Below are 23,007 nucleotides of genomic sequence, written 5' to 3'. Positions count from 1 at the left end.
AGAAGGTCATTTATGCTTTCTCCCCACGCTGTCACCATTGAGTGTACAGACGATATTGCTTTATCCGGCTTACTCTATAAGCCATTAAAGACGCCCGTTGCGGCGGTAATGATTGCGCCGGCTACGGGCATCAAACAAGGTTTCTATACCCGCTTTGCCACCTTTTTGGCCGAGCAAGGTATTGCCGTGCTCACCTTTGATAACCGGGGCATTGGAGACTCTCCTAAAACCCGTAAAGTGATGGGCGAAACTCGCTTACAGGACTGGGGCCAGAAAGACATGCCGGCAGCACTGGCATTTTTGCAGCAACACTATCCCGACCAGCCACTGCACCTTATTGGCCACAGTGCCGGCGGTCAGTTGGCAGGACTAATGCCCAACGCCACCGAGTTGACCAGTATCATTACTTACGGCAGTTCATCCGGTTGTTTACGTAATTTTACCGGTGCCTATAAGTACCAGGCACAGTTTTACATGAATGTGTTTATTCCGCTGACCAACGCGTTATTTGGCCGCACTCAGTCACACTGGATGGGTATGGGCGAACCGCTGCCGAAGGGAGTAGGTGCGCAGTGGCGGCGCTGGTGTAACGGCCAGGGCTATGCCAAAACTGAGTTTGGCAGCCATATCCAACAGCAATTTTATGATCAGCTTACCCAGCCGGCATTATGGATACGCGCGGTTGACGACCAAATCTCTCCACAGATCAATATGGAAGATATCCTTACCGTTTATAAAAATCTGAACGTTACACGTAAAGTAATCGAACCTGCGCAGCATGGTCTCGGGCATCTTGGTCATATGCGTTTCTTCTCGAAACACGGACTGCCGTTCTGGCCGGATATTGTGAATTGGATCGTTAAACACTCCTGATCCCAATTCGCATAGAAGTACAAAAAAAGAGGGGGCACTCCATCGCCCCCTGAGGATCAAAAGAAGGGAACAACAAGCGCTTCATCCATCCGGAATGACGCCGTTGTGACACATCTGAAAAGCAATGTGCAATGCATGCCCTAGTGAAGCAAGTGCATTACACTTTAGTACAATCAAGAGCCGTGCCAAACAGACTTTATCTATATTTTACAGATAGTTAATTGAATACAGCTGAAAAACAGGCGGCTAATGGGCGGGTAAATGTTGCAAAACGATAACAGTTTTTACCGACTGCGCGGCTGCGCAGCCGGTAACCGGGCCAGAATCAGATACTGACCCGCTTGTAGGGACGGTATTGTGCGCGCCAGTAGTTTTTCTCAATACTGGCTAACAGGTTGTCGTCAGTTTGCTCCAGTGCCAGTCCTTGCTGCATTGCCACCTTGGCAACATCAAAGGCAATCTGGCGACTCAGGGCCGAGATCTTACGCAGTGGTGGCAACAACTCACCCTCACCGGTATTGGCCAGCGGTGAAGCATTGGCCAGCGCGTTACTGGCGGCCATCAGCATCTCGTCACTGATTAAGCGTGCTTTTGAGGCAATCACGCCCAGGCCAATCCCCGGGAAGATATAACTGTTATTACACTGGGCAACCGGGTAAACATTGCCTTCGTACTCGACAGGCTTAAAGGGGCTGCCGGTCGCAATGACCACTTCACCTTCGGTCCATTCAATCACCTGTTCCGGGCGGGCTTCAACCTGGCGAGACGGATTACTGAGTGGGAATATGATAGGCAGTTCGGTATGTCGTTTCATAGCGCGTACAACATGCTCGGTAAATAAACCTGGCTGACCAGACACACCAATCAGCACATCAGGCTGCGCGCAGTTAACTACATCCAGCAATACCGGATATTCACCGCTGAACGACCACCCGGCAATGTCTTCCTGAGTGTGTTGCAGGCGTTGCTGGAAGTCCCGCAGGCCCTCCTGCCCTTCCATTACCAGTCCGTAACGGTCGACCATAAATATTTGCTTACGCGCCTCTGCATCGCTGAGCCCTTCAGAACACATTTGCTGGATCAGCATTTCGGCAATACCGCACCCGGCTGAGCCTGCGCCTACAAACACCACTTTCAGCTCCGAGAGTTTCGCTTGTTTCATGCGGCATGCTGCCAGAATAGTCCCTAAGGTGACTGCCGCCGTGCCCTGGATATCATCATTAAAGCAGCACACTTCGTTGCGATAACGGTTTAACAGGGGCATTGCGTTGGGCTGTGCGAAGTCTTCAAACTGAATGAGTGCTTCCGGCCAGCGTCGATTAACAGCCCGAATAAACAAATCGAGGAATTCATCATACTCCGCCTGACTAATACGAGGGTGCCGGGCACCCATGTACATTGGGTCATTCAGCAGTTTTTCGTTGTTGGTTCCCACATCCAGCATTACCGGCAAGGTGTAGGCAGGTGAAATACCACCGCAAGCGGTGTACAGGGATAGCTTACCGATAGGGATCCCCATCCCGCCAATACCCTGATCGCCAAGGCCGAGGATGCGCTCTCCGTCGGTTACCACAATGACTTTGACTTTACGTTTAGTCGCGTTGCGGACAATATCATCAATCTGGTCGCGCTCTTCCCAGGAGATAAACAAGCCTCGTGAACTGCGATAAATATCGGAGAATTGTTCACAGGCGTCACCCACGGTAGGGGTGTAAATAATCGGCATCATTTCTTCAATGTGCGACTGGATCAGGCGATAAAACAGGGTTTCGTTGTTATCCTGAATGGCGCGTAAATAAATGTGCTTATTCAGGGGCTCATCGAAGGAGTTATATTGCAGATAAGCCCGTTCCACCTGTTCTTCGATGGTTTCGTAGCGCGGGGGTAACAGACCGGTAAGATTAAAACGGGCCCTCTCTTTAGCGCTGAATGCACTGCCTTTATTCAGTAGAGGGGTTTCCAGCAAAGACGGGCCGGCATGCGGTATATACAAATATCGCTTATCGTCATCAGACATTATTAGTAACCAGTTTCTTATTTTGTTGTTTTAAGTATAGACGTTAGAAGATTTCCTCTACGTCAGGCGTTGAGTCTTCCTGCTCAGCCGGATCCATGACTTCGTCATCTAAGACATACACGGTCGGCTCAGTGCCCCTCAGGAAATACTCGAATAGTGTGGTATGGTCTGTGCGCCGGGTCAACTTCCCACTGGTACGATCAATCCGTACCCGCACGATATCATCTGGTACTGACATGGCTTCTTCCGGCTCGTCCTCGAGCGCCACCTGCATAAAGCGAATCCACGCTGGCTGTGCCGCCATGGCACCGCTCTCGGTGCCCACCATCGCGTTACCCATCCAGCCAAACCGATCCGGATCGCGCTTGGCCAGCGGATTATTATAAGCAGCACGACCCAGCTGCCTGGTCATATCATCAAAACCAACCCAGGCAGTAGCCACCAGGTTGCGGCTAAAACCACTGAACCAAGCATCCCGGGAGTCGTTGGTAGTACCGGTTTTACCGGCCAGATCGGTACGCTGCAGAATGTTTCTTGCCCGCCAGCCAGTACCCTGCCAGTAGGTTTTTTTATTCCAGCTACCATTGGCTCGTACCGCGGTACGCATCATATCGGCAACCAAAAAGGCATTTTGAGGCGAAATCACCTGGGGGGCGGGCACCACTTCATCACTGTCAGTCCGGGCTGGCAGTGACTGGTTTAATTCTGCGGCCAGCAGCGCTTCGATATCCGCTTCCTCGCTGGCCGTCTGCTGTTGCGTAACGTTGTTCTCTTCACAGTTGTTGCAGGCAACCACCGGATTTGTTTGCCACAGCACTTCACCGGTCTCATTCAGTACCCGGTCGATAAAATAAGGTTCGATCAGAAAGCCGCCGTTAGCAATGGTGGCCATGCCACGCACTATTTCCAGCGGCGTATGGGAACTTGAACCCAGCGACACGGTTTCATCGCGGTGAATATCGGCCCTATCGAGGCCAAACCGGGTAAGGTGTTCAATGGTGTTATCCAGCCCTACGCCACGCAGCAAACGTACTGATACCACGTTCTTCGATTTACCCAGTGCTACCCTCATGCGGATAGGACCGTCATATTCCGCCGGTGAGTTTTGCGGACGCCAGGCCACTCCCGTGGCTTCATCCCACTCGTTAATGGGCGCATCGTTAATAATACTGGCCACGGTATAGCCGTTATCGAGCGCCGCGGAATAAACGAAAGGCTTGATGTTTGAGCCCACCTGACGCTTAGCCTGTGTAGCCCGGTTAAACTGGCTTTGGTAGAAACTGTAACCGCCGACAATGGCCTGCACCGCACCGTCATTGGGATCCAATGCCACAAAGGCGCCACTGACCTGTGGCAACTGCGCCAGACGCCACTGATTATCCTGTTCCCTGATGTACACAATGTCGCCAGCATTCACAATATCATAGGCCTCGGAGGGAGGTTGTCCTTGTCGGCTGTCGCTTAAAAACGGCCGGGCCCAGTCCATACCCTCCCATTCAATCACCCGTTCGATGCCGGTGACGTCCCGGGTGGTAAAAGATTGCTCGTCAACACTGATAACAGCTACCGGAAACACAAATCCGAAGGCGCCAGCATTATCCAGTTGGTTAATAAGCGTCTCTTCGGTGACTTCACAGGGCCAGTCAGGGTAGAGTGGCTCACTTTCGCATTCCGTCGATGTCTCTTCCGGGTTCGGTACCGTGCTGTTCTGCTCCTGTGGCCATAAACGTGCCACAGCGCCACGATATCCGTGGCGTTCATCATAATCGTGAAGATTCTGCTTGACCGCATTTTGCGCGGCTTGCTGTAATTCAGACGAGACCGTGGCGTAAACCTGATAACCGCCGGTTTCTGCTTCTTCCTTGCCGTAGAGTGTCACCATTTCTGAATAAATCAGGTCAGCCAGATAAGGGGCATCCAGTTCGATTTCGGCACCGTGTTTTTCAGCTGTCACCGGCGCGCTGGCCGCTTCATCAAATTGCTGACGGGTGATATACCCTTCATCCAGCATACGCAGCAACACGATTCGACGACGCTCTACGGAGCGTTGTGGGCGGCTTACCGGGTTTAATACCGAAGGTGCCTGGGGCAGTCCGGCCAGCGTCGCAATTTGCGCCAGCGTCAGCTCGTCGAGCCGCTTACCGTAATACACCTGAGCGGCAGCACCGAAACCAAACGACCGATGACCCAACTCAACTTTGTTTAAATACAATTCGAAAATCTCGTCTTTGCTGAGCTCAGTTTCCATGTGCAGAGCAATAAAGACTTCCTTAATTTTGCGAATATAGGTTTTTTCCCGGGTTAAGAAGAAGCCCCGGGCCAGCTGTTGTGTCAGGGTACTTGCGCCCTGACTTTTCTCACCGGTCAGGACAAGGTTAATGAAAGCCCGGGTGATGCCGATAGGATCAATACCAAAGTGTTCGTAAAAACGATTGTCCTCGGTGGCCAAAATCGCTTTTTGCAGCAGATCCGGGGCCTGGTCAAGGGTTACCGGTATACGCCGCTTTACACCGTACTGGGAGATGAGCTTGCCGTCATGTGTATAAATGCGCATAGGCGTTTGCAGCCGCACATCCTTGAGGATTGCAACGCTGGGCAGGTCCGGCTTGATATAAAAATATATACCCGTGAGTGCAATACCGCCGAGCAGTGCACCGACAAATCCGAGTAATAAGAAGGTTTTGATGTACTTCACAATAAGAATAAAAGGGCTTTTTTGCCAGAATGACTTATATTTTATACCTAAGTGTATTTATTAGAACCATTAAATGGAAAAATTTTAAGTAACATCTTATGTTAGAAATTTATCGCAAGTAAATGAGACTCAGTTCTGAGGGATCCCCACGAATTTAGCATGTAATCTTGCTCATGCAAGCTTCAGCGGTGAGTTCATCAAGCCAGCGGATCGTCTTTTTCCACTGATGCAGGGTAAATCGCATTGAGGTGTTAAAAGCTCTCAAGCCAAGAAAGTGAAAGGATAGTACGGATTTTGTTTCGGTATTTGCCTGAAAGCGTCGATGCTTGTTACTGACAACTAATAGCATGCCCAACAGTACAGCCACTAACGAAGCCAGTGTGGTAAGCAAGACCAGAACAGTAATGCGTGTCTTGGTTGTGCTGCGATTATTTTCATACCCCAGACCAAAGCGCGTGCTTTTCATATCCCGAAAGCCTTCTTCTATTTGCATGCGCTGGCGATAAATATCGATGACTTGTTTAGATAAGTGACGATGGTAGGGCAATGACGTCGCCAGTAGCCACGGATCTCTTGCGCCATCAGCATATTTCAATGAATTGGTATCCCGTTGGCGCGAGCCATTGGCATTAAACGCTCGTCGACCTTTCGCTTTCTCTTTAACCAACACCAAGGTACAGGCAAAAGGTCGTGACTTGACGATAAGCGCGTTATCAAATCGCTTGGGCCGTGTTGTAGCCTTTAGATAAAGCTCAGCGATAGATTGCCATTCATTACCGCCATCCAGCGAATATGAATGTGGCTTTCGCACACGTCCGACAATATGCCATCTCAATGCCTGCACTTCACGAAACCACGGCGATTTGTAGCCCGCATCAGTGACAATAATGGGCTGGCAGGTATCCGGTAAGAGCGTGTGCAATATCTCTAAAAAGTCTCTATGTGTAGTCGCTTTTGCACTGGCTTTTCTATCATGCACTTCCTGATAAAGGGTAATAGGCCGCCCTTTAACGACAATTGCGGCGCGAAGTAAAAAGTGCTTTTTGCACTTATCCAAATCTGACCAGTCAACGGCAATGACAGGATGTTTACAGGTACAAAATAACCGGCAAATCATTGCATAGATAAACGGTACTTCACGCTGGAGGTGACCATTAGATAACAGCCGGTCAGCCCGCTTAATACGGTGTTTCTCATAGGCATTGGAACGGATACCGCGCCCCATACTGGTCACAGTGGCCGAACCGCTCTCAATCAAGCTTCGCACACAGGCGACAACGGCCTGTTTGCGGGTTTTATGCATTTTATGGCTGACAAAAGAGACAAGATTGTTCAATATAGAGCGTGCATTCATGGTGTTTTCTGTGTTGGTTTTTTTTGGCGAAAGATCTGATCACCAAATGCCATGAATGTTCCCTAACTCTTTGACTTTATTTTACTATTCGTGGGGATAGCTCAGGACTCAGTTGATATGCTAAAATCGCTGTTCAAAAAAAAGCAACCTCCCATTGTCGGACTCGACATTGGCACCCGTTGCATCAAGGCAGTTGTGCTGGAAGGCGCCGAAGGCGACTACATGCTAACCGCGTTTGCCTGCGAGCCAATTATTAAAGAGGCATTCAGAGAGCGAGAGATCACCGACTTCGACGCTGTGAGTGTGGCGCTGCGAAAAGTTCGCCTGGCACTTAAGAATAAAATTAAACCAGTAGCCATTGCCGTAGCCGGCTCATCCGTAATCAGTAAAATAGTTCATATGGAACCTGATCAAACCGACTATGAGCTGGAAGGCCAGATAGAAGTCGAGGCCGACAGCCTGATCCCCTATCCGCTGGAAGAAGTGTACCTGGACTTCGAGGAAGTGGGTATAAGTGAAACTCATTCTGGCAAAGTGGACGTGTTGCTTACCGCCGCCCACCGTGATGTAGTAGATAACCGCTCCACGCTGGTACGTGAACATAGCTTCGATCCGAAAGTGGTGGACGTCGAAACCTACGCTATGGGAAATGCGGTGGATTACTTTTACCCCCATGACGAAGAAGCCCAGCGCATTTGTTGCATTAATATTGGGGCATCACTGTTGCAAGTTTGTATTTGGGACAATGGCAAGACTGTCTATACCAAAGAGCACACTTTCGGCGTTGATTCGCTGCTTCAGGATTTGTCTTTAGTACATATGCTGGACCGCAAAGACACTGAAGAGCAGTTAATCAACAATACACTGCCGAGCAACTGGATTAGCGATACCCTGCCTATTTTTGCGGCAAATCTGCAGCAGCAGATTAATCGTGCCTTACAAATGTACATGAGCACCATGCAGGCTGAGCGCCCGGAAAAAATCGTCGTGACCGGCGCAGGCGCGGTTATACCGGCGCTGGTAGATACCTTGCAGCAGGATCTCGGTATTGAGGTGGAAGTCTTCAATCCATTTACCAATATCAAAATTAGCGACAAGCTAAATACTGAGCAGGTCAAGCAGGTTGCCCCATTACTGGCTATTGCTGCAGGCCTGGCCAGCCGGGGGATGTCAAGATGGCACATGTAAACCTCCTGCCCTGGCGCGAACAACGCCGTCAGCAGCAGAAACAACAGTACATTGTGGTGCTGGCGTTTGTGGCCATCATGACCGGTTTGCTGTTCTGGTTTATTGGCCAGATTATCGATACCCAGATCAGTAATCAAAACTCGCGCAATCAGTATCTGCAAACCCAGATCACCGCCCTGGAAAGTCAGATTGCGGAAATTAAACGCATTAAAGAAAGTAAATCGGCCATCGAGCAACGCATGGCCCTGATTGAACAACTGCAAAGTAGCCGAAACCTGGCCCCTCAGGTGCTCGATGAGCTTGCTCGGATAGTGCCCCAGGGCGTCAGCTTTACATCGCTGCAGCGCACCGGCTCCAGTATTCAGGTACGCGGCACCAGCGAGTCGAATAACCGCCTGGCTGAATTTATGCGCCAGTTGGAAACATCAAAAGTGTTCACTTCCGGCGAACTGTCATCCATCGTGGCAGACACCAGCGCCACTGATGCGGTTAGCGAATTTACCCTGACCTTTTCGATTAGCGAACAGGTTGCCATGGAAAAAGAACAGCAAGAAAGAGGTGGCAAATGAAGCAGTTTGACTTTGCCAAATTAAAAGAGATTAACGACCTCGACTTTGAACAAATTGCCATCTGGCCGTTTGAGGTAAAGACCGTTGTTGCTTTATTCATTGTGATTGTGGTGTCTGGTATCAGCTATTTCGGTATTGTTAGCCCTAAGCTTCCCTTGCTCGATCAGGCTGAAGCCAAGGAAGCCGAGTTAAAAATGCAGTTTCAGGCAAAATATCGACTAGCCGCCAACCTTTCGGCGTACAAACAACAGTTGGCGCAAATCGAAGAAGATTTTTCTTCGATGTTAAAGTCGCTACCCACCCGCAACGAAACGCCCGGATTGTTGGATGATATTACCTATGTAGGCACCAGCGCGGGCCTTACTTTTCGGCTGATAAACTGGGAAAAAGAAATTCCTAAAGAGTTTTACACTGAGCTACCCATTCGCATCGAGGTATCCGGTGGCTATCACAATTTTGGTGAATTCGTGTCTAAAGTGGCCGACTTACCGCGCATAGTGACCATGCACGATTTTGAAGTGCACACTGATCAGAGCGGTTTGCGCTTAAGTCTGCTGGCCAAAACTTACCGCGCCGCCAACACAGAGAACAAGGAGAGTAAGTAATGTCGCAATTTACTCGCCTCCTCGGGATCGCAGTGGTAGCCTTGACCGCATCTGGATGTGCGCCGAATATTGACGATCTGGTGGCTTACACCAACGAAGTCAGACAAAACACCAAACCCAGCATCGAGCCTTACCCGGAATTTGAACAAAAACCGGTGTTCGTCTACGACGCACAAGGATTTCGCAGTCCGTTTGTCCGCCCGAAAGCCAGCCGGGCGCCTGTGGTTGCTCAGGTAAAAGCGAATTGTTTACAGCCAAATGCTAACCGTACCCGTGAGCCTCTTGAAGCCTACGGCATTGATGCGCTGTCACTCACCGGTAGTTTCCGCTCAAACGGTGACACCTGGGTGTTATTTAAAACCAATGACGGCGGGCTTTACCAGGCTAAAAAAGGCAGCCGACTGGGTTTGTTCTTCGGACAAATCATCAGTATTGGCAACGACAAAGTGATTATTGAAGAGCTTGTTCCTGACGGCACTGGCTGCTGGCAGAAGAAAGAAACTACGCTAACGATGAAGTCGTGAGCAGGAGATTATTAGATGTCTAAGCGATATATCTTTAACGAAAGACTAAATCGGCAAACCAAGCGCCGCTACTGGGTAGCCGGCGCCGTGGTCACGTTTTTACTGTTTAATGTAGTTGCCGCTGAGCTCAGAGCTCAGGAATCTCCGCAATTAATTAATCCGAATGCCGAGGCAGAGAAAGTCTTTAAGTCGACCCTGAAAGACATCGACTTCACCCGTGGCGCTAATGGCCTGGCAGTTACCACGCTAACCATGAATAACCGGGATGTGCAACCTCAGGTGATAGAAGCCAACGGTAAGTTAATACTTACACTGCCAGCAACCGAGCTGGCTGAAGATCAATTAATCGAACTGGATGTAACGGCGTTTGGCACGCAGGTAACCACTATCGAGACCTTTCAGGAGAAAGACTCATCACGTATTGAGTTTAATTACGCCGGTAACGTAATGACCAACACAGAACAAGACGGTAAAACCCTGACAGTGACTATCAGCCCTATGAGCCAGGAGCAACTGGCCAAGCTGGAGAAGAGTCAGTATGAAGGTGAGCCAATTTCCCTCGACTTCCAGGACGTCCCGGTTCGTCAGGTATTACAGATTATCGCCAAAGTGAACGGATTTAATCTGGTGACCACCGATACCGTTACCGGTAATGTATCGATTAGCCTGACCGGTGTGCCCTGGGATCAGGCGCTGGATATGATTTTAAAAATTAAAGGGTTAGATAAGCGTCAGGAAGGCAACATATTATTGATCGCGCCCAGCGAAGAACTTTCCCAGCGTGAAACCCAAAAACTGCAGTCAGACCAGCAGGTTGCGCAACTGGCACCGCTAGCTTCCGCCAGCATTACGGTTAACTATGCGAAAGCCGCTGAATTATCGCAGATTCTGAAAGCAGAAGAAGGCGGCGGTGGTATTCTGACCGATCGTGGCACCGTTACGGTAGACAGTCGTACCAATACTATTCTGGTTCGTGATACCCAGGCGTCTATCGATGAAGCTCGCCGGGTCATTGAATCACTGGATATCCCGGTGAAGCAGGTACTCATCGAATCACGCATGGTAACCGTGCGTGATAACGTGGACGAACAGCTTGGCGTGCGCTGGGGTTTCTCTGACCGTCAGGACGACAACGGCGTGTCAGGTTCACTCTCCGGAGCGGAAACTATAGCGGGCGGCAACGTGCCGGCGTTAGGTGATCGCCTGAATGTTAACCTACCGGTGGCCAGTGCCGCAGGCAGTATCGGTTTTCAGATTGCCAGTCTGGCTGATGGCACCATTTTGGACCTCGAATTATCGGCGCTGGAGTCAGAAAACAAAGGTGAAATTATTGCCAGCCCGCGTATCACCGTGGCTAACCAGCAGGAAGCTTACATTGAACAAGGTACAGAAATTCCTTATTCACAAGCCACTTCCAGTGGTGCCACCTCGGTAGAGTTTAAAAAGGCCGTGTTAAGCCTTAAGGTAACGCCGCACATTACCCCGGATAACCGTATCATTCTGGATTTGATAGTTACCCAGGATACCCGTGGTGAAACCGTCCAAACCGCTACTGGTGATGCCGTGGCCATCGATACGCAGGAAATTAAAACCCAGGTACTGGTAGAAAATGGTGAAACCATTGTCCTGGGCGGTATCTTTCAACAGGTTAACAGCAACGATGTGAGTAAAGTGCCGCTGTTTGGCGATTTGCCGGTGGTTGGCGCATTATTCCGCAATAGCTCAACCGTGTATCAAAAACGTGAGCTACTGATTTTCGTAACGCCCAAAATCGTTACTGAAGCACTGTAATTTTTTATGCCTCAGGCGGGAAATCCCTGTCTGAGGCAATAATTTTCGTCTTTTCTCCCCTCAAACTGGCGCTTAATCCTTTGGCTAAGCTTCATTTTTCACGCTTTCGCCCTAATCCCTGCAACAAAACTTGCATAGCGGTCTGAGAAACTGAGATAATCCCGCTCTCGAAATTTTTACGAGGTTTTGTGTATGTGCTTATTAGCGACAAAATAAGCACGTGTGAACGGGTGGTTGAGGAAAACAGAACATTCTGCCCTTAACATAGATAAGTTGTGAAATAAGCAAATATGGCTGAAAAACGTAATATCTTTTTGGTTGGTCCAATGGGAGCAGGTAAAAGTACCATTGGTCGTCACTTAGCAGATGAGTTACACCTCGAGTTCTTCGATTCCGATCAGGAGATTGAACGTCGTTCTGGCGCAGATATTACCTGGATCTTTGATCTCGAAGGTGAAGATGGATTCCGCAAACGCGAAGAAAATGTCATTAATGATTTAACTGACAAACAAGGTATTGTGCTGGCCACTGGCGGCGGTTCTATTATGACCAAAGCAGTGCGTAACCGCCTGTCAGCGCGTGGTATTGTAGTCTATCTGCAAACCACTATCGACAAACAGGTTGCCCGTACCCAGCGCGACAAGCGTCGCCCCTTGTTACAAAAGGATGATCCGGAAAAGGTATTAAGAGACCTCGCTGAACTGCGTAACCCACTGTACGAAGAAGTGGCTGATTACGTGGTAGAAACCGACGATCAGTCTGCGCGAGCCGTTGCTAACCAAATTATAAGCAAGATTGGGTTATAACATTTAAAGGAGCTACAGGCGTGTCAACCTTAACCGTAGAACTTGACGAGCGTAGCTACCCTATTCAGATTGAAGCCGGACTGTTATCACAGCCCGGCTTTTTTGTGCCCTACATCAAAGGGCAACGGGCTGTTATCGTCACCAACGAAACGGTAGCCCCCCTTTATCTGGAGCGGGTACTGGCGGCTTGCGGAGAAAAGCAAACCGATGTCATCACTTTACCTGATGGCGAACAATATAAAACTCTTGAGCAGTTTGAAGTAGTAATGACCCGCCTGCTGGAAATGAACGCAGCCCGCGATGTCACGCTGATTGCCCTGGGTGGCGGTGTTATCGGCGACCTGTGCGGCTTTGTCGCCGCCACCTATCAGCGGGGCGTGCCTTTTATTCAGGTACCTACCACCTTGTTGTCTCAGGTAGATTCATCCGTAGGCGGTAAAACCGCGGTAAATCATCCCCTCGGCAAAAATATGATTGGGGCGTTTTACCAGCCTGTGCTGGTAGCTATTGATATCACTACGCTTAACACCCTGCCAGAGCGTGAATTTGCCGCCGGCATGGCAGAAGTCATTAAGTACGGCATTATTTATGACGCTGCATTTTTTGACTGGCTGGAAGCCAATCAGCAAAATCTCAAATCACTCGAGCCCGAAGCCCTTGGCAAGGCTATTTTCCGTTGCTGTCAGATCAAGGCCGAGATTGTGGCTCAGGATGAACGTGAAGGCGGCATTCGTGCGCTGCTTAACCTTGGCCATACCTTCGGCCATGCTATCGAAGCCGAACAGGGTTATGGTAACTGGCTTCATGGCGAAGCGGTAGCAGCTGGTATTATCCTTGCTTGTAAAACAGCAGAACACCTTGATTGGTTAACACCGTCAGAAACCCGTCGTATTGAAGCGCTCCAGCAGCAATTTAAGCTGCCAGTTGCCGGCCCCGATAGTATGTCTGTGGCTGATTACATGCGCCATATGGCACGCGACAAGAAAGTCGAGGCAGGCCAGATCCGCTTTGTTATCCCCCAGGGAATTGGCAAAGCGGTGGTAACCAAAGACGTTACCCAGCCTGTTCTGGACGCGGTATTAAGTTAATCGGGAAAGATAACTGGCCGTTTAATGAGGAAACTACCGTGGCATCTGAGCTGCACAGCAGGCTTGAATATCTGGTCAATTACTCGTCTCAGCTGATTTTTGTCAGCGGAGACAGTATTGCAGAGCAGCAGCGCACGCTGGAGTCCTTCGTTTTTCAGCAGTCCGACAACACCGAACTGGCTTTTATTACCGCCGAGCCGGATATGCAGGTTACGGATTACCGTGGCACCCTCTGCAAACAACTCCTTGGCCAGGTAGTGGGCAGTTATATCCGGCCGTTAAATGAATTACTCGCTGGTCTTAATCATCATGATGGACCGGTACTCATCACCATCACTCAGGCGCAACACATTCCCAACAGCTTCCTGCAGGAATTGTGGGATTTGGTTTTACAAAGCCGGTTTGCCAATAATAAACAGCACCTTAATGTACTACTATTTGGTGAAAGTGACTGGGCCGAACAAGCCAAAGAGTGGCTACCGGCTAAGAATACCAACACTCCGCTGTTAATTAGCAGTCAGTCAGTATCTACCCAGCAATACAGTAGTGATGTGGATAAATTACTGGCTGAGCGCCGCGCCGCTTTTGAACGTTACCGTCAGGAACGCGGAGAAGCAGGTGCTCCCCCGCTCACCGATAACCGTTTACGTTCGCCCTGGCTTTGGATCGGCGTTACGCTGGTGTTTTTATCCTGTTTTGTTGCGATTATGGGCTGGCAATACGGCGCTACCATGACCACCCTGTTTGACCCGCTCGATAGCAACGAACCGGGCACCGCGCAGAACATAACCGATGAGCCAGAAGCGCTTATTAAGCCAACCCGGACATTGAGTATTGTAAAGCAGAATAATACCGACACCAGCGACCAGCAGCCGGTAACGGAAGTGGCAGCGCCGGCCGCACAGCCGCGCGTTATGGCCAGCTTTAATGATGCAATTAAAGCGATTCCGGCACCTACTAATAATCAGGTTGCTAACGATAAACTAATTGCAGAGGTACCGGACACTGCTGCGGATGTAACTGAACCTTCTTTGGCAGAAGCCGTCACCGCACAAAACGCTCAGCCACAGCAAGTTACTGCTACAGCTGAAACAGTAATTTCCTCAGAGCCTGCAGAGGTAGCCAATGAGCAACTGGCCAACAGCAGTGCCGGTCAGTACTGGATTCAGATAGCCGGCATGAAAGACCTGAAGCTGGCCCGGGATTTCTTAACGGATCATCAGCTCACCAGCCAGGTGACCATTTATAAAACCTATCGCTACGGTGGTGACTGGTTTGTCATTTTGTGGTCAACGCCGGCTGCCTCTTTACCAGCCGCTCAGCAGCAACTGCAGGCCTTACCGCAATTTCCTGGCAGCGACAAAGCATTCGTTAAAGCTGGTAACCAGGTAAAAGCCGAAATAGCCAGTATACCCTAACGGCACAAACGCTAATAATTATCGATTTCTGGCTATTGTCGGTTGTCGAGATCCGCGCTGACAGATACAATCAATGATTCGTTAAAGTTGAATGCCACCCAAGGGTAACCTTCCCGGGTGCGGGATGCCGGGCTTTGTGGCTGTTGTTCACAATATCCCCAATAATAAAAATCATAGCGTCAGTGAGTAGTTACCAACATAATGGCCGTCAGTAAACACCGGGCTTTCCTCAAATGGGCAGGAGGCAAATACAGTCTGGTTGAACAAATCAATGCACACCTGCCAGAGGGAAAGAAGCTCATCGAGCCTTTCGTTGGAGCAGGGTCGGTGTTTCTCAACTCTGACTTTAAGCACTATGTGCTCAATGATATTAATCCGGACCTGATTAATCTCTACAATCTGCTAAAAGCGCAACCTGATCCGCTCATCAATGATCTGAAAGACTTTTTCTCGCCGCATCATAACAGCGAAAAAATCTATTATGGCCTGCGTGAAGAATTCAACCAGACGAGCGACCAGTATTACCGCGCTCTGTTATTCGTGTATCTGAATCGACACGGCTACAACGGCTTGTGCCGCTATAGTCTTAAAGGCCGGTTTAATGTGCCATTTGGCCGCTACAAGCGCCCCTACTTTCCGGAACACGAGATGTTCGTGTTCGCCGAAAAAGCGCAAAAAGCCAGGTTCACGTGTTTACCGTTTGAAAAAGTATTTCAGCACGCACGCAAAGGCAGCGTGATCTATTGCGACCCGCCTTACGCGCCGATCAGTAAAACTGCTTTGTTCACCAGCTACGCGGCCAAGCAGTTCAGCTTATCCTGTCAGCATAAACTGGCTACTCTGGCTCAGCGTGCCGCGTTTAAACGCAACATTCCTGTACTAATTTCAAATCATGATTTACCGATGACGCGGCAGATGTACTATGGCGCTCAAATCACTACATTGAATGTAAAACGCTCAATCAGTCAGAAAGGCAGTGCTCGTAAGCCGGTAAGTGAGTTGCTTGCATTATTTAAGCACAAGCCTGTGTATCCAATCACCGCGGTAGACGACGAATAGTCACCACCGGTATAAACAAAGTCAGGGAGTGAGCCAGTTAACCAGACCAATCAACCCGAGTACCAGCAATACAACGAAGATAACTCCCACCACAATATAAGGCGCAATAGTTGTTTGTGAAAAATCCTGCTGGTATTTTTGCTGACTCTGAACGCCAAAGGCACTGGCCAGTACGCTTTGTACGACCTTCAGAAAACCCGGTTTATTTGCCACAACGCTTAAACCAGCGAGCAGCTACTCGCTGTCTTTGCCTTTGTGACGTGACAGTAATTCGAGAAGATCGAGAAAATGAAAACGGTAGGATGTGGATCGACCTGTCAACCAACTGACCCAACTGACTTGCTCAGCTTCATCGAACACATTAGCCACTCGGTTTTCCAGACAATCTGCCTCTGGCGATCCCACGCTCAGGTTAAAACTGCCCACGGTTAAAGCCAGAGCAAATACTGCTCCTGCGACCCGCCAGTTCAAGCTTTTCTTTAGCTTTGTCATACTGAAAACCATTCCAGAATAAAATCCATTGGTGTAATTATAATCAGTCTGTTACATCTGGCAATGAAAATTTTAACCCAAAGTACAAAGGCCACACTAATGTGTGGCCTTTGCGTGCACAAAACATAAACACTGTAAAAGTGTTAAAGGTCTCTTACAGTTCGAAATCTACCGAGTAAGAAACAGTGTATTTGATTGCATCGTTGTCGTACGGGTCTTCATCGCCTGCGTCATCCAGATCAGTTGTACTGATCATGAATGCAAAGCCGTCTTTAGCCACTGATACTGAAAAATCACGATAGTCGCCAGGTACGCCGTTGAACGCTTCGTTAAAGTCACCCTGGTGTGAACCAACGTGGAAACCAACTTCAGTGCCACTTTCCAGCGCAAAGCCGTAGTCTAAAGAGATGTAAGTGGTTGAACCAAAACCGAAGTCCTGACCAGGCGCTTCATCTGGTTCAGCATTCGCTAACACGTAAAGTGTTGCGCTGAAACCGCCATAACCAACAGTACCGTAGATTTCACCGAAGTCGAAACCAGCAGCTTCATCGTAGTTGTAGTACAGATAACCTACGTCGTAGCTGATATCACCAGACTCACCAGCAAAACCAAAATAAACGTCATGCTCGTAAGAGAAGTTATCTGCTGCACCGTACTTAACGTTAGACGCCCAGGTGCCTGCATAGAAACCGCTGTCGCTGGCGTAATCGATACCACCAGATACTGCTGGCTCGTTCATGGTCTGAGTCAGACCACGCCAGATATAATTATTTGCAACGCTAGCATTAGCAGACAGGCTATCAGCCAGTACAGCTTGTGATGAAAGGCAAGAGCCAACAACAGCTAAAATTACCAGTGTTTTATTAAATTTCATGTGTGTTCTCCGTATAAATCACGCATAAGTGTTTTTATTTAAATCACTTTTCTGTCTGTATTTTTATTTTTGTGATGTCGGTATACGCAAAACTAGTGCCCAATGTGTCGACACTTGCAAATGGGCCATATAAACTTAATAAATCACTGTTTTAAATGCATTTTTATTCACAACTTTTACAGCATAAAAATCTTTAAAAGGGCTTTCGCACAGTCAATTAGCAATAATTTGCACCAAAAAGAAGCAAAATCACCGTTAAGGTGCGAGATAAAACCTTTTGCCAGTTACGATAATCCGTTAAAATAATGCCCAATAAATACGCTGGCCAAGTGTTTGTTTTGTCGTACATATCACATAACAACAGCGCTTCTCATCACTCGCCCGGCTTTACTCTGCTTCCCTACACCGTCTATAAGGGTTAATCATGCAACGATTCCTGATAGCACCGTCGATACTCTCGGCGGACTTCGCCCGTCTGGGTGATGATGTACAGCGTGTGCTCGACGCCGGCGCTGACGTGGTTCACTTTGACGTGATGGACAATCACTACGTTCCTAACCTGACCTTTGGCCCGATGATTTGTTCTGCGCTGCGTGACTATGGCATTACGGCACCTATCGATGTGCACCTGATGGTTTCGCCGGTGGACGACTTAATTACTCAGTTTGCCGATGCCGGTGCCAGTTATATCAGTTTCCACCCGGAGGCCAGCCAGCATCTTGACCGCAGCCTGCAGTTAATTGCTGATAAAGGCTGTCAGCCGGGCCTGGTATTTAATCCGGCCACACCGCTGCATTATCTCGACTATGTAATGGATAAACTGCACCACATCTTATTAATGTCGGTTAACCCCGGTTTTGGTGGTCAGTCATTCATTCCTGGTACGCTCGATAAGCTCAGAGAAGTCAGGTCTCGTATCGATGCTTCTGAGCAAAACATCCGTTTGGAAGTTGACGGCGGAGTTAAAGTCGATAATATCGCAGCCATTGCCGCTGCCGGTGCGGATATGTTTGTCGCCGGTTCAGCGATCTTCAATCAGCCGGACTATGCCGCAGTTATCCAGCAAATGCGTGACGAACTGGCTACAGTGTCTTCTAAGTAACTAAGTGTGAATAGGTAAATAAGTAATGAGCGCAAAACCAATCGTATTGAGCGGCTGTCAGCCATCCGGACAGCTTACCCTGGGTAACTACATGGGTGCGCTGAAGCAGTGGGTCTCCATGCAGGAAACACACGACTGTCTGTATATGATTGTGGATTTGCATGCCATTACGGTGCGTCAGGACCCGGCTAAGCTGAAAGAAGCTTGTCTGGATGGTCTGGCGTTGTATCTGGCCTGTGGTATCGACCCAACCAGGAGTACGCTGTTTTTGCAGTCTCATGTGCCTGAGCACGCACAACTTTCCTGGGTATTAAACTGCTTTACCCAAATGGGTGAACTGAACCGCATGACCCAGTTCAAGGACAAGTCGGCCCGCAATACCAGCAATATCAATGTAGGCCTCTACAGCTACCCGGTTTTACAAGCCGCCGATATCCTGCTTTATCAGGCTAATGAAGTGCCGGTAGGTGAAGATCAGAAACAACATCTGGAGCTTACCCGCGATATCGCTACCCGCTTCAACAACATTTACGGCGACACTTTCCGCATTCCGGAGCCTTATATTCCTGAGTTCGGTGCCCGCATTATGAGCTTGCAGGAGCCGGATAAGAAGATGTCTAAATCAGACACCAACCCGAACAACTTTATCGGCTTGCTGGAAGAACCCAAAAAGGTTGCCAAGAAAATCAAACGTGCAGTGACTGACTCAGACGAGCAGGCGCGTATTTATTTTGACTGGGCAGAAAAGCCAGGGGTAACTAACTTACTCACACTTCTGTCACTGGCTACCGGCAAAACAGTGGACGAACTGGTACCTGCTTATGAAGATAAAATGTATGGTCATTTAAAGTCTGACGTGGCTGATGCAGTGGTTGCACTGATTGAACCATTACAACAGCGATTTAACACACTACGTGCCGACCGGGCTTATCTTGATGAGGTAATGCATCAGGGCGCTGAAAAAGCACGGGTCCGTGCGGCCGCCACACTCAAGGCTACCTACGAAGCAGTGGGATTTATCGCTAAGCCCTAAGCAGTCGATTAAACCTTGATACTACTGATCGATAATTACGACTCCTTTAGTCACAACCTGGCAAGGTATTTTCAGGAGCTGGGTTGTGAACTTGAGGTCGTGCGTAACGATGCTATTACAGTGGCTGATATCGATCCTGCAAAGATTCAGGCAATTGTTATCTCGCCTGGCCCCTGCACACCCAATGAATCTGGCGTCAGTCTGGAGGTAATCCGTCAGTTTGCCGGTATCATCCCCATCATGGGCGTATGTCTTGGTCATCAGGCTATCGGCCAGGTGTTCGGCGCTTCAGTAACCAATGCCCTGCAGGTTCGCCATGGCAAGCTCTCCGGCGTTAAGCACAATAACGACAGTCTGTTTACTAATATTCCGCAACAGTTTGTGGTCACCCGCTACCACTCACTGGTTATCGATCCGGCTTCTATCCCCGACTGCCTGCAAATAATTGCCTGGAGCGATGACGGCGAGACACCTGAAATTATGGCGGTGAAACACAAAAACCTGCCGGTATGGGGTGTTCAGTATCACCCGGAGTCACTACTTACCGAGTATGGCCATCAGGTTCTGCTAAACTTTCTGCTACTGGCTAAGGTTGTCTCAGCAGATGCCGATATCAATTGTGTATCAGAATTCAACGGTCAGTCCGTTACGCTGAACAATACGATGTAAGGCACAGGTTATTTTAACGGTCTGATTGCCTGAACAAACACAAACATGTCCTAGCCTTAGCATTGCAAAACAGATAAGGTTCGGGTATTACATGGATAGAGCGGGACTTCAATGGTAGAGCGGTTACTAGCCCCACCAGCTTTTGCTAAACGATTTAACTATTTACTGCTGGCACCTGAGCTTGCCAAAGCGATGGTTGGTCGTCGTGCACCTGGCGAAGTGAGTTACGCCGAGTCTGAGCAAAGTTTTACCCGCCGTCAGCTGCTAAAAGTCGAAAAAGACGCCATTAAAAACAAACTGGAAACGGCGAAAATCCAGGCCAATTATGTGCAACAAATTAACCAGCAACTGCACACGGTTATCGATAAAAAGCTGCTCCAGACACTGGCCGATACCCAGGATGTATGTGAAAACCTGTTGAACTGGTCAGAACATACTACCAACCTGATAGACTTACTCGCCACACCATCGGCCACCATCAGCAAAGTTGAAGCCATTGCGGTAAATATCCCCTGGCTGGTTGATGAACTACTTAAACAGGTAAACCAACCGCAATACCGACGCCGCGATGCCCGCGGTGATGTGGTTGCCGTAGATACCCTCAAAACTGCTCTGAGCTTTATTGGTATCGACAATGTAAAGCGGGTTATCCCAGCCCTCATATACAAACAGACCTTACCGCTAATCAGCGATCCGTTTCCGCAAATAAAACACAAAGTCTGGGAGTTCAGTCTGATATGCGCGAGAACCGCTGAAACCATTGCTAAAAGCCACAAGGTAAAACCCTTTGACGCCTACACCCTGGCCCTTTTTAGCCAACTGGGTCGAAGTGTTATTATTAAGCTGTATTTTCGCTTGTTTGAACAGGTGCATCTGGACTTTTTACGCCATGCGCAGAAAGCAAAATTACGTAATCTGCACTCGGCACTAATTCAGTTGGTACCAGACCCAAATCAATTGCTGCCTTTAATCGATGAGCACAGTGACAAAGCAGCCCTGCATTTGTTTGAATACATGGTATTTAAACGCGTTGGATATACCAGCGCCATGCAACAGGTGCTGCAGGACGTATTGCCAGAGGATGCTGATCCGCTCACACAGGTGTTGCAACAGGCCCGTTATTACGCCAAATATCGCATGTTAAAAGACAATAACCTGTTCCTCGATGACGAACATAACAAGTTCATCGCGGGCTGTGCTATTGAGTCCGATTTGCTTCAGAAACTGCATAGCCAGACCCTTCATCAGCTCCCTATACTGACCGATCTCTGAACAAAACAGCGGTGAATAAGTCATTACGAAGATCCAAAATGCGCTTTTTCAACCGATTCATAATCATTCAGCCGTAAAGCCTTTTTTACAGGCAAAAACCTCACTATAACCAGCATGGCGCAGAATCCGCCAATATTATTGCCCCGACGGCCGCATATTCATATATATGGATAGTTATTCACTTTTTATGCAATAAGTGCCAGACCCCTTGATTTTACTGCCTTAGAGGAAAGGTAATAGACAAGACAACAGCCATTTAAGGTGGCATACTGGAGCGCTTAAAAAATGAATTGAAGCCATAAATACGCCAGCCTGAATGACGCGGATTTATGACGATAACCAACAGTTAGAGGTGAAAAAATGCAGGTAACCCGCGAAATGTTTGATCAAGTCATGGTTCCTAACTACAACCCGGCAAAAATGGTACCGGTGCGTGGTCTGGGCTCGCGAGTTTGGGATCAGGCAGGTAACGAGTTTATTGATTTCGCCGGCGGTATTGCCGTAAATGCACTGGGCCATTGTCACCCAGAGCTGGTTAATGCCTTAACTGAGCAGGGTCAGAAACTATGGCACCTGAGTAACGTTTTCACCAATGAGCCGGCATTGCGACTGGCCAAAAAGCTCACCGACCATACCTTTGCTGAGCGCGTTTATTTTGCTAACTCAGGCGCAGAAGCTAACGAGGCCGCTCTGAAACTGGCACGTCGTTTCGCGCTCGAGCAGTATGGTGAGCACAAACAAAAGATCATCGCTTTCACTCAGGGCTTCCACGGCCGGACATTCTTCACCGTGACAGTAGGCGGCCAGCCAGCATACTCTGATGGCTTCGGCCCAAAACCGGGCGCTGTAGAGCATTGTGATTACAACGATCTGGCAGCATTTGAAGCACTGATATCAGATGAAACCTGTGCGGTAATGATGGAACCACTGCAGGGTGAAGGCGGTATCATTTCGCCGGATCCCGCCTTTGTTAAAGGTGTTCGCGAATTGTGTGACAAGCACAACGCACTGCTGATTTTCGATGAAGTTCAATCAGGCGTAGGTCGTACCGGCCATCTTTACGCTTACATGGGCCTGGAGGTAGTGCCGGATATCCTGACCACAGCCAAAGCACTTGGCGGCGGTTTCCCGGTAGGTGCAATGCTCACCACCACAGCCATTGCCCAGCACCTTAAGCCTGGTACTCACGGCAGCACCTATGGTGGTAACCCGTTAGCCTGTGCTGTGGCCGAACGTACTTTTGATATTGTTAACGATCCGGTGGTACTAAACGGCGTGAAACAAAAAGAGCAACTGTTCCGTGACACCCTGGAGACCATCAACACCAAGCACAAAGTGTTTGCTGAAATTCGTGGTAAAGGGTTGCTGCTAGGTTGTGCTTTAAACGACGATTTTAAGGGCGAATCACGTAAATTCCTCGACGCGTCTACCGAGGAACAACTGATGTGTCTGGTAGCCGGCGCTAACGTTGTTCGATTTGCTCCGTCTCTGGTTATCCCGGACGAAGACATTGCCGAAGGTCTGACTCGTTTTGAACGTGCTATTGCGAGCGTGGTAGCCGCACGCTAATTAACCGGG

The 23,007-nt window shown here is 49.1% G+C and carries 21 protein-coding genes; 15 read left to right on the top strand and 6 right to left on the bottom strand.

All coding sequences use genetic code 11. The annotated features are described in order from the left end of the window. The first annotated feature begins 12 nt into the window (after positions 1-12). The gene (locus AC566Q_RS01715; RefSeq protein ID WP_499612966.1) at positions 13-873 is read left to right on the top strand and encodes an alpha/beta hydrolase family protein; all 861 of its coding nucleotides are present in this window, start codon (positions 13-15) and stop codon (positions 871-873) included. 325 nt (positions 874-1,198) lie between these two features. Here AC566Q_RS01715 and AC566Q_RS01710 read toward each other — a convergent pair whose 3' ends face one another. From AC566Q_RS01710 to AC566Q_RS01700, 3 genes are all read right to left on the bottom strand, one after another. Further along, positions 1,199-2,890: an NAD-dependent malic enzyme gene (locus AC566Q_RS01710; RefSeq protein ID WP_499612964.1), complete on the bottom strand. Its 1,692-nt coding sequence runs from the start codon at positions 2,888-2,890 to the stop codon at positions 1,199-1,201. 43 nt (positions 2,891-2,933) lie between these two features. Beyond that, positions 2,934-5,585 carry a penicillin-binding protein 1A gene (locus tag AC566Q_RS01705; RefSeq protein ID WP_499612963.1) on the bottom strand — a complete coding sequence of 884 codons (2,652 nt, stop codon included), beginning with the start codon at positions 5,583-5,585 and terminating at the stop codon, positions 2,934-2,936. Positions 5,586-5,739: 154 nt separating this feature from the next. Next, positions 5,740-6,939 (bottom strand): IS4 family transposase, encoded by a 1,200-nt coding sequence (locus AC566Q_RS01700; protein WP_348681020.1) that lies wholly within the window; start codon positions 6,937-6,939, stop codon positions 5,740-5,742. 117 nt (positions 6,940-7,056) lie between these two features. Here AC566Q_RS01700 and pilM point away from each other — a divergent pair, with 117 nt between their 5' ends. From pilM to AC566Q_RS01655, 9 genes are all read left to right on the top strand, one after another. Continuing rightward, entirely contained in the window at positions 7,057-8,127 is a 1,071-nt protein-coding gene (pilM, locus tag AC566Q_RS01695) for a type IV pilus biogenesis protein PilM (RefSeq protein WP_499612961.1), read from the top strand. Then, the gene (locus tag AC566Q_RS01690) at positions 8,115-8,696 is read left to right on the top strand and encodes a PilN domain-containing protein (protein WP_105936213.1); all 582 of its coding nucleotides are present in this window, start codon (positions 8,115-8,117) and stop codon (positions 8,694-8,696) included. The genes pilM and AC566Q_RS01690 overlap by 13 nt, the downstream gene beginning before the upstream one ends. Continuing rightward, positions 8,693-9,301, top strand: coding sequence for a type IV pilus inner membrane component PilO (locus AC566Q_RS01685; RefSeq protein WP_499612960.1), 609 nt, complete (start codon positions 8,693-8,695; stop codon positions 9,299-9,301). The genes AC566Q_RS01690 and AC566Q_RS01685 overlap by 4 nt, the downstream gene beginning before the upstream one ends. Next, the gene (locus AC566Q_RS01680; protein WP_499612958.1) at positions 9,301-9,825 is read left to right on the top strand and encodes a pilus assembly protein PilP; all 525 of its coding nucleotides are present in this window, start codon (positions 9,301-9,303) and stop codon (positions 9,823-9,825) included. The genes AC566Q_RS01685 and AC566Q_RS01680 overlap by 1 nt, the downstream gene beginning before the upstream one ends. A gap of 15 nt (positions 9,826-9,840) precedes the next feature. Continuing rightward, positions 9,841-11,616, top strand: a complete 1,776-nt coding sequence (locus AC566Q_RS01675; RefSeq protein ID WP_499612957.1) for a type IV pilus secretin PilQ — start codon at positions 9,841-9,843, stop codon at positions 11,614-11,616. A 290-nt stretch (positions 11,617-11,906) separates the two neighbouring features. Further along, positions 11,907-12,422, top strand: a complete 516-nt coding sequence (gene aroK, locus AC566Q_RS01670; protein ID WP_296044187.1) for a shikimate kinase AroK — start codon at positions 11,907-11,909, stop codon at positions 12,420-12,422. A gap of 20 nt (positions 12,423-12,442) precedes the next feature. Next, the gene (aroB, locus tag AC566Q_RS01665) at positions 12,443-13,510 is read left to right on the top strand and encodes a 3-dehydroquinate synthase (RefSeq protein WP_499612956.1); all 1,068 of its coding nucleotides are present in this window, start codon (positions 12,443-12,445) and stop codon (positions 13,508-13,510) included. A 38-nt stretch (positions 13,511-13,548) separates the two neighbouring features. Continuing rightward, on the top strand, positions 13,549-14,928 hold the full coding sequence (locus tag AC566Q_RS01660; RefSeq protein WP_499612954.1) for an SPOR domain-containing protein: 1,380 nt from the start codon (positions 13,549-13,551) through the stop codon (positions 14,926-14,928). Between the two features lie 201 nt (positions 14,929-15,129). After that, positions 15,130-15,987: a Dam family site-specific DNA-(adenine-N6)-methyltransferase gene (locus tag AC566Q_RS01655; RefSeq protein WP_499612952.1), complete on the top strand. Its 858-nt coding sequence runs from the start codon at positions 15,130-15,132 to the stop codon at positions 15,985-15,987. Between the two features lie 21 nt (positions 15,988-16,008). On the opposite strand, the gene AC566Q_RS01650 is transcribed toward AC566Q_RS01655, so the two are convergent. The 3 genes from AC566Q_RS01650 to AC566Q_RS01640 form a co-directional block, all read right to left on the bottom strand. Next, positions 16,009-16,200, bottom strand: coding sequence for a DUF2970 domain-containing protein (locus tag AC566Q_RS01650; RefSeq protein WP_499612951.1), 192 nt, complete (start codon positions 16,198-16,200; stop codon positions 16,009-16,011). A 21-nt stretch (positions 16,201-16,221) separates the two neighbouring features. After that, positions 16,222-16,479, bottom strand: coding sequence for a hypothetical protein (locus AC566Q_RS01645; protein ID WP_499612950.1), 258 nt, complete (start codon positions 16,477-16,479; stop codon positions 16,222-16,224). A gap of 154 nt (positions 16,480-16,633) precedes the next feature. Beyond that, positions 16,634-17,353 carry a TorF family putative porin gene (locus tag AC566Q_RS01640; protein WP_499612948.1) on the bottom strand — a complete coding sequence of 240 codons (720 nt, stop codon included), beginning with the start codon at positions 17,351-17,353 and terminating at the stop codon, positions 16,634-16,636. 424 nt (positions 17,354-17,777) lie between these two features. Between AC566Q_RS01640 and rpe the strand changes: the two genes are divergently transcribed. The 5 genes from rpe to AC566Q_RS01615 all read left to right on the top strand — a co-directional run bounded on the left by rpe (position 17,778) and on the right by AC566Q_RS01615 (position 22,998). After that, entirely contained in the window at positions 17,778-18,455 is a 678-nt protein-coding gene (gene rpe, locus AC566Q_RS01635; RefSeq protein ID WP_499612947.1) for a ribulose-phosphate 3-epimerase, read from the top strand. 25 nt (positions 18,456-18,480) lie between these two features. Further along, complete coding sequence (gene trpS / locus AC566Q_RS01630) at positions 18,481-19,488, top strand: tryptophan--tRNA ligase (RefSeq protein WP_499612945.1); 1,008 nt, start codon at positions 18,481-18,483, stop codon at positions 19,486-19,488. Positions 19,489-19,503: 15 nt separating this feature from the next. Continuing rightward, positions 19,504-20,157, top strand: coding sequence for an anthranilate synthase component II (locus AC566Q_RS01625; protein WP_499612943.1), 654 nt, complete (start codon positions 19,504-19,506; stop codon positions 20,155-20,157). A 111-nt stretch (positions 20,158-20,268) separates the two neighbouring features. Beyond that, the gene (locus AC566Q_RS01620) at positions 20,269-21,429 is read left to right on the top strand and encodes an HDOD domain-containing protein (RefSeq protein ID WP_499612941.1); all 1,161 of its coding nucleotides are present in this window, start codon (positions 20,269-20,271) and stop codon (positions 21,427-21,429) included. A gap of 360 nt (positions 21,430-21,789) precedes the next feature. After that, positions 21,790-22,998, top strand: a complete 1,209-nt coding sequence (locus tag AC566Q_RS01615; protein WP_499612939.1) for an aspartate aminotransferase family protein — start codon at positions 21,790-21,792, stop codon at positions 22,996-22,998. The last annotated feature ends 9 nt before the right edge of the window (positions 22,999-23,007 follow it).

It is taken from the genome of Alteromonas sp. H02 (assembly GCF_059682525.1).
The sequence above is the reverse complement of the archived record's forward strand: the minus strand, read 5'-3'. Positions and strand labels throughout refer to the sequence as shown.